Origin of the sequence: Mesorhizobium sp. M7A.F.Ca.CA.003.01.2.1 (genome assembly GCF_003998945.1) — a bacterium.
Taxonomy (GTDB): domain Bacteria; phylum Pseudomonadota; class Alphaproteobacteria; order Rhizobiales; family Rhizobiaceae; genus Mesorhizobium; species Mesorhizobium ciceri.
The window spans coordinates 1-6,140 of sequence record NZ_RZRA01000260.1 but is presented as its reverse complement, the minus strand read 5'-3'; the positions used below and the strand labels follow the sequence as shown (position 1 = coordinate 6,140).

The 6,140-nt window shown below is 57.5% G+C and carries 5 protein-coding genes and 1 tRNA gene; 5 read left to right on the top strand and 1 reads right to left on the bottom strand.

Annotated features, from left to right (window positions below):
* The first annotated feature begins 40 nt into the window (after positions 1-40).
* The 5 genes from EN969_RS13045 (at position 41) to EN969_RS13010 (ending at position 5,393) form a co-directional block, all read left to right on the top strand.
* Positions 41-116 (top strand) — tRNA-Thr (locus tag EN969_RS13045).
* 1,097 nt (positions 117-1,213) lie between these two features.
* Positions 1,214-1,867 (top strand): outer membrane beta-barrel protein, encoded by a 654-nt coding sequence (locus EN969_RS13035; RefSeq protein WP_013531390.1) that lies wholly within the window; start codon positions 1,214-1,216, stop codon positions 1,865-1,867.
* 269 nt (positions 1,868-2,136) lie between these two features.
* Positions 2,137-2,517, top strand: a complete 381-nt coding sequence (locus EN969_RS13030; RefSeq protein ID WP_013531389.1) for a hypothetical protein — start codon at positions 2,137-2,139, stop codon at positions 2,515-2,517.
* Between the two features lie 608 nt (positions 2,518-3,125).
* On the top strand, positions 3,126-3,833 hold the full coding sequence (locus EN969_RS13025; RefSeq protein WP_127419163.1) for a Crp/Fnr family transcriptional regulator: 708 nt from the start codon (positions 3,126-3,128) through the stop codon (positions 3,831-3,833).
* A gap of 1,260 nt (positions 3,834-5,093) precedes the next feature.
* Positions 5,094-5,393 (top strand): DUF1236 domain-containing protein, encoded by a 300-nt coding sequence (locus EN969_RS13010; RefSeq protein ID WP_013531386.1) that lies wholly within the window; start codon positions 5,094-5,096, stop codon positions 5,391-5,393.
* A gap of 366 nt (positions 5,394-5,759) precedes the next feature.
* Here the strand turns inward: EN969_RS13010 and EN969_RS13000 are convergent.
* Positions 5,760-6,140 (bottom strand): DUF2569 family protein (locus EN969_RS13000; RefSeq protein ID WP_127419162.1); only part of this gene is annotated, 381 nt, incomplete at its 5' end.

Genomic DNA, 6,140 nt, shown 5'->3' with positions numbered 1-6,140 from the left:
GTCTTTACTGGCTCAACAAATATGCTAACCGGAGCGCCGTGCCCTTGTAGCTCAGCTGGTAGAGCAGCGGTTTTGTAAACCGAAGGTCGGCGGTTCGATTCCGTCCGGGGGCACCAGCACAATGCAAAAACCATAACATTTTCAAAAGCTTAGAAAACAAGGTTCGGGTTCGATCCACCGCTTATCCACCTGGAATTTTTCATTTGCCAACGCGAGTATCCGCCCAGAGCATCACCGTATCCGGATCATCCTCTTCGTCCTCCTCCGGCTCGTAAGGTTCCGGCGCCACCAGCAAATCGATTCGCCTAAGGTCAGTCCCTCCCATTGGCGCATCGAGCGAGAGCGTTTTGAAGGTGTCATATTTGTGGATAGTGTGCTTGGTGCTAGGTTGCCAAATATTCAGCCTGGCTCAGATTTGGGAATATTGGGGGGACGTCACTTTGATCCGCATTTTGGTCGCACTCGCCGCCGCAATTTGCTTCGCGTCTTCGGCGGCTTCGGCAGGACAGGACAATATCCACTTCCTGGTCGGGATGCCCGATGCCAAGTTAAATTTGGCCGCTAAAATGGCAGGTAACCTCAACGGCGTTATGCAAAGGTGCCGGCTGAGGCCTACAGAGAATGGAAAAGCTATCATTGCTGTCCCTGTGCTTTTGTACGAGGGGATAGAAAAACACCTGACGCCTAATCCTCCTAAGTTCCGGAAGGCCATTCACACCTATGAAAGAGCTTACGCCATGGCGGTCCAGAGAGCGGGAAATTGCCAGGCTGAGAAGGCCAAATACCCGGGACTTTACCGATAGATGGCTGCGAAGGGACCCGGACATTGGGCGAGTCACCGCCCTGCGCGCCGCCGCCTAACTATGACGTCGACGGCATCCTTCCTGATTGCTGCGGATTGAGCCGTCCGGTATACCCATCGGCATTCTTCACGAACACAGCTGCAAGCCTGATCCGTGCGGCAGCGGCTTCATTGAAGATCAGAACGGCACCCCTTCCACGCTCCGCACTTGAATTTCTCGATAATGCCCGCATCGAAGCCTGACGCGGAAGTATTGAGCTCTTCGAGGGATGCCTGCTTGCACCGGCCATCCCGATACCTATTTCGCCGAATTCAGGCGCAGCAACTTAGCCTACGGGTGTGACTTCCTAGCTATATACAAAGTTGCAGGCTCATCGATATAAAGCGATTGGCGATTTTGATGGGGATTTCATGAAAGCTTTTTTGCTCGCTTCATTCGTTGCGCTTTCCGCGGCTCCGGCCATGGCTGCCGATATGACGATCGCTCCTGTCGATACCCCTGAATGGACCTGGCAAGGGCCATACGCCGGCGTGTTCGGTGCCGGAACGTTGGAACACTACAAGATCTATGGACCGGGCGCCCAGGCTGGCGCAACGCATAATGTCGGCTCGGCAACGGTCGGCGGCTTTGCAGGCTATAACCTCCAATCCGGCAAGATTGTCTATGGCGTCGAAGGCGAGCTTGGCTACCGCTTCAAGAAGAACACCTTCGACGATATTCCAGGCCCAGGCGTCCTTGACGCCTCCACAGGTTTGTTCGGATCCGTAAAGGGTCGCGTTGGCATGGACATGGGAGCCTACATGCCGTTCGTCACGGCTGGTGTAACCGCTGCAAAGCTGAAGACATTCTACCCGGGTGGAAACGCTGAGCGGGATGCCACCTTGGTCGGTGGTGTTGTTGGAGCAGGCATCGACGTCGCGCTCACACACAACGTGTTCTTGCGCGGCGAATACGACTTCTCCTTCTTCGGCAAGAAGTCGCTTGAATATTGTGGCGGCGGATGCACGCTGGAACACACGCTTCAGACGCACGATTTCCGCGTCGGCATCGCGATGAAGTTCTAACTGTTCAGCGCGTCTCCGACTTTGACGCCCCCCGCGGGAATGGCAAGACCAAGGTCCAGCTTGTGAATGGCATTCCGCGGGCGCAATGTCGCCGCGAACCCGACGGCTAGGGGCCTGGATCGCAAATAGTTTGCCGTTCAGGCCCTTCGTTCGTTCCGGACCATGCCCATCTGCGCGCCATCCCTTCGTACCAAACCGTACGTTGAATCCTTCTTGGGTCACGCGTGACAAGAGAGTAAATAAATCCTTTCGCAGGAAGGGAGGCCGCGATGGCAGAAACGCATATAGAAGTCGCACGCGCGGTTATAGAAACCAGCTTTCGGTTGCGGCACCATTCCCTGGCCGGCACTGCCTCATTTCGCCGTGATATGGACCACTCCCGACGCGCAATCGAGGCCTCGCGCGAACTGCTCAAGCGCCTTCGCCAACGTCATCGCGATGACATGGCCCGGGAGGGAGATCCGGAGCCAGGTCCTGTTGCCGTCTCGGCCTTCGATGCCGACATTCTCCGCTCGGCGTTTCGAAACCTGGTCAGGGAAACAGGCGTTCCCGAGTGTGAATGGCGCCACCTGGCTGAAAGCTTGGTCCGCGAATATGTCGGGTGCGAGCAGGTTAACGTTGGCTTGTTGGACTGGATTACCCACAAGTAGTCAGCGGTATAAATTGCGTACCAACGCAAAGCAGCCCGTCCCGCCCACATTGCCGGTGACACGAAACGGGCTGCGGAAGCCCGCATGCGACGCTTCCTGCAATCCAACTTCGGGCGAGTACGGATGTTCCGTTAGTTTCTGCTGAAAGGCGGTACATTCTGCTGCCGTGGCCATTCGACAGTCACTGGTAGGGTAGACCCGCCGCTCCATTTGCGAAGCGACGGGCTCTCGCCCACCCCATACCTGTGAAAGCAATTTAGATGCCAAACTTTTGACCCGTTATGGGGCACAACCGTCGCCTTGCCAGTCGGTCGGTCGCCCTCTCGTCGCTCTGCCTCGACATTGATAACCATGTACATCATGCCGGCTCGTTGGCTGCGATCACAAATTGTCGGATTCGTACGAAGCAGAGTTCTGTACGATTCCAACCCTGTAACTTTGTACACCCCTGTTTTGTAATTCGGCGGCTGAGGGGACGCCGTGCATCAGGTTGCATTTCACTGTCAATCGCGCGCCAGAGGGCGTATATTTTTTAAATCGTCTGCACGTGTCTACGGGCGCAGACGGCAGGGAGATTGGAAAGCTCTTGCCCCAAGCGGGATTGAGCTATGACCAATCCAGAGAACGATTCCTACAGAAACCAATTGTTGCGCAGGCTTGACCCTGGTGACCTGGGGCTTTTGCAGCCACACCTTGAACTGTGTGACCTCGAGCCGGAAATGACCTTAGAGAAAGCCGATTCGGAGATCGAGACGGTGTACTTCCTGGAGGACGGCATCGCTTCTGTGGTCGCGACGGCTTCAGGTAAGGAAGCCGAGGTGGGCCTTGTCGGCTTTGAGGGAATGACCGGTGCCGCGCTCGTGATGGGCGCTGACTATGCAGCGCATCAATGCTACGTTCAGTCGGCCGGCAGCGCTTTCAGGATGGGAACCGAGCCCTTCAAGGAGGCTCTTGCGAACAGCCCAACGTTGCGCCTTTTCCTGTTGCGCTATGTCCACTACTTCCACATCCAGACCAGCTATACGGCCCTGATCAACGCAAAATCAAACCTTGAAGAGCGGTTGGCGCGCTGGCTTCTAATGTGTGACGATCGGGTCCACGGCGAGCGCCTTGCGATCACCCATGAGTTTCTCGCCGTCATGCTTGGAGCAAGACGCCCAGGCGTTACCGTTGGGCTGCAAGTTCTGGAAGGACGTGGTTTCATCTATTCTCGACGTGGCGAAGTGCACATCAGGGACCGCAGCGGACTTGCGGCCTGCGCAAACGGCACCTACGGCAAGCCAGAAGCCGATTACGTTCGGCTAGTTGGATTATAGCGCTCCAAGCATGCCGGACGTAGGCCGCGGTGATCCAAGCACCTGCGCCTCGCGCCAGCAATACAGCCCGTCCCGCCCACATTGCCGGTGACACGAAACGGCTGCGGAAGCCGCGATCCGATGCGATTGCAATCCAACCCTGGGCGCGCACGGATGTCCCGCAAGCTTCATATCCCGTGCGTCAGCACAAGATAAATAGCGGGGACGAGCATCAACCAGCCGCTCAGTCCAAGAACCACCAAGATGGCCATGCGCTCTGTTCGCCTGACAAGGTCGGCAATGTTTTCTTTGTCCGGCAAAGCGACGGAGGCCACAAACCCGGGCGCACGATCATCGTTGCCATTTCCCGGTTGGTTCGCGCTGCCACTCTCATTCGATCTCTGGACCAATGTCATTGTGATCGTTCACCGAAAAGAATCTAAACCGGCCCGTTCTCGGCGCGTGAGCCGGAACGGGCCGAGGCGGGAAATCAGTTAAAATCGAAGGACGACCGAAGGACCACGTCGGCGGTTGCACCGGATGCGACGGCGACCATGCCGCCAATAACTGCGGCAAACCCGTCTCCAGCCCCGCCGGCGGCGGTGGGGACGGTAGTGCCAGTCCCGATGATAGACTTGCTGCACTTCTGCCTGTGCGTCTTCTTCAAAGGTCTCTGTTTGTGGCGTCTCAAGTTCATCGAGGATGCCGTGTCCGGCCCCTGGAACACCCGCCATTGCGTCAGTTGGGCGGACAGCGCTTGCAAGGGCCGCTGCCCCGGCAACGCCAAACATTGCAGTCAAGAAGGATCGCCGATCCATAATAAACCTCCCAAGGTACATGTGCTAGAAATGCGCCCACGCCTGCCGAATGAGCATGCATGGGCGCACGGTGAAATACAGGACCCGCCCGCCGCCGAAGCAGCTCACGGGTCCTATCAGCGCAGGAAGGGACGTAGCTGCGCCGATCCACGCCATGTCAGCCAAGAACGACCCCCATCACCAGGAAGGTGATGGCTGTTGCGAAAATCGGTGCGAGCAACCATCGCGCCTGGCCGACACTTTTTTCCACTGTTTCTCTCCGAATTGGAGAGACAACAACCTTTAGGCCTAAGCCGTTCCGCCTACTCCCAACGGGTAAGACCATTGCGTTTTCCAACCAGACTTTGGTCCTGCGCGGATTCAGACAGAGGCCCGTATGAGGAACGTTTGGCCTGGCGACGTGTTCGGGTGGCTGGCGCCCAGCCGATCGTGCTGCCGCCAGGTTACAAGAGGAGAAAAACAAATGAGGATGCACCTAAGCAGCGCCGCTGCGGCGCTCTTGCTGTTGGCCAGCGTCGGCGCGGTTGCGGCACAGGATGTGGTTATCACACCGGAACAGGACACCGTCGTGCGCGAATACGTGAAGAAGCAACCCTTGGCTTCTGTGAAGCTTCCGGGGGTGGAGTTGAATGTCGGCACGGCTCTGCCAGACACGGTCGAACTCCACGAGGTTCCCAACGTCAAATACCGCTATACGGTGGTCGACAACCGAACGGTTTTGGTGGACCCGAGCACACGCAAGATTGTGAAAGTCTACGACTGAAACTTCGAACCGGCCAGGCCCGCCGGCAGGGATGCCGGCGGGTTGCGCTCGTCAAATCGCCACTCAATCGGACAAATGAAAATGATGAACCCTGAAGTCGAGACGTCGCAAGCGCTCGTGGCGCGCCTGGTTGATCTCCAGGCGAGAGCGCGGGCAGCACGTATAAATGAGGCCGAAATAAAGACCTTCCAAAAGGTCGCAGCCGTCACGGATGATGGTCGAGGTCGGTCGGCTCAGGATCTGGCCGTTCCAGGTTCGATGGCGACATAGTGGTGCACGAGGTCACACCCCAATCGCCGCCACAAGAATTCGGTTCTGCCCGCGGATCGCCGCGCGCAGTTCCAACATTCCAAGTTGTGCCTTCTTCTACGACGCGCCAGCAACCTGGGTGGATGCCCCAACCCTGGTGAAGGTGTTCCGCACCCTGACGGACTTGTAGACGTAGGCGACCCAGAGCCCTATCAGCACAAACGAGACTATGTGCGTCGCAAGCGCCTCGCCAGTGACCACTTGCCGAACCGAAACCCCGATCGCGGTGGAGACCCAGATCGCGTCCAGTATGACCGCCACCGGGATTGCGAGCCATTGGATGAGAAACAACTGCTTGAACCGAAGGCTCCGCCTCAGCATGGCAACGAGCACCACAAGCTGAAGCACCATGAATGCCAGCAGCAGGGCAACCTCGCCATAGACCACCATGGGTCCATTCGGCACCAGCATGAGCTGGTTGTCGCCATCGCTGGAGGC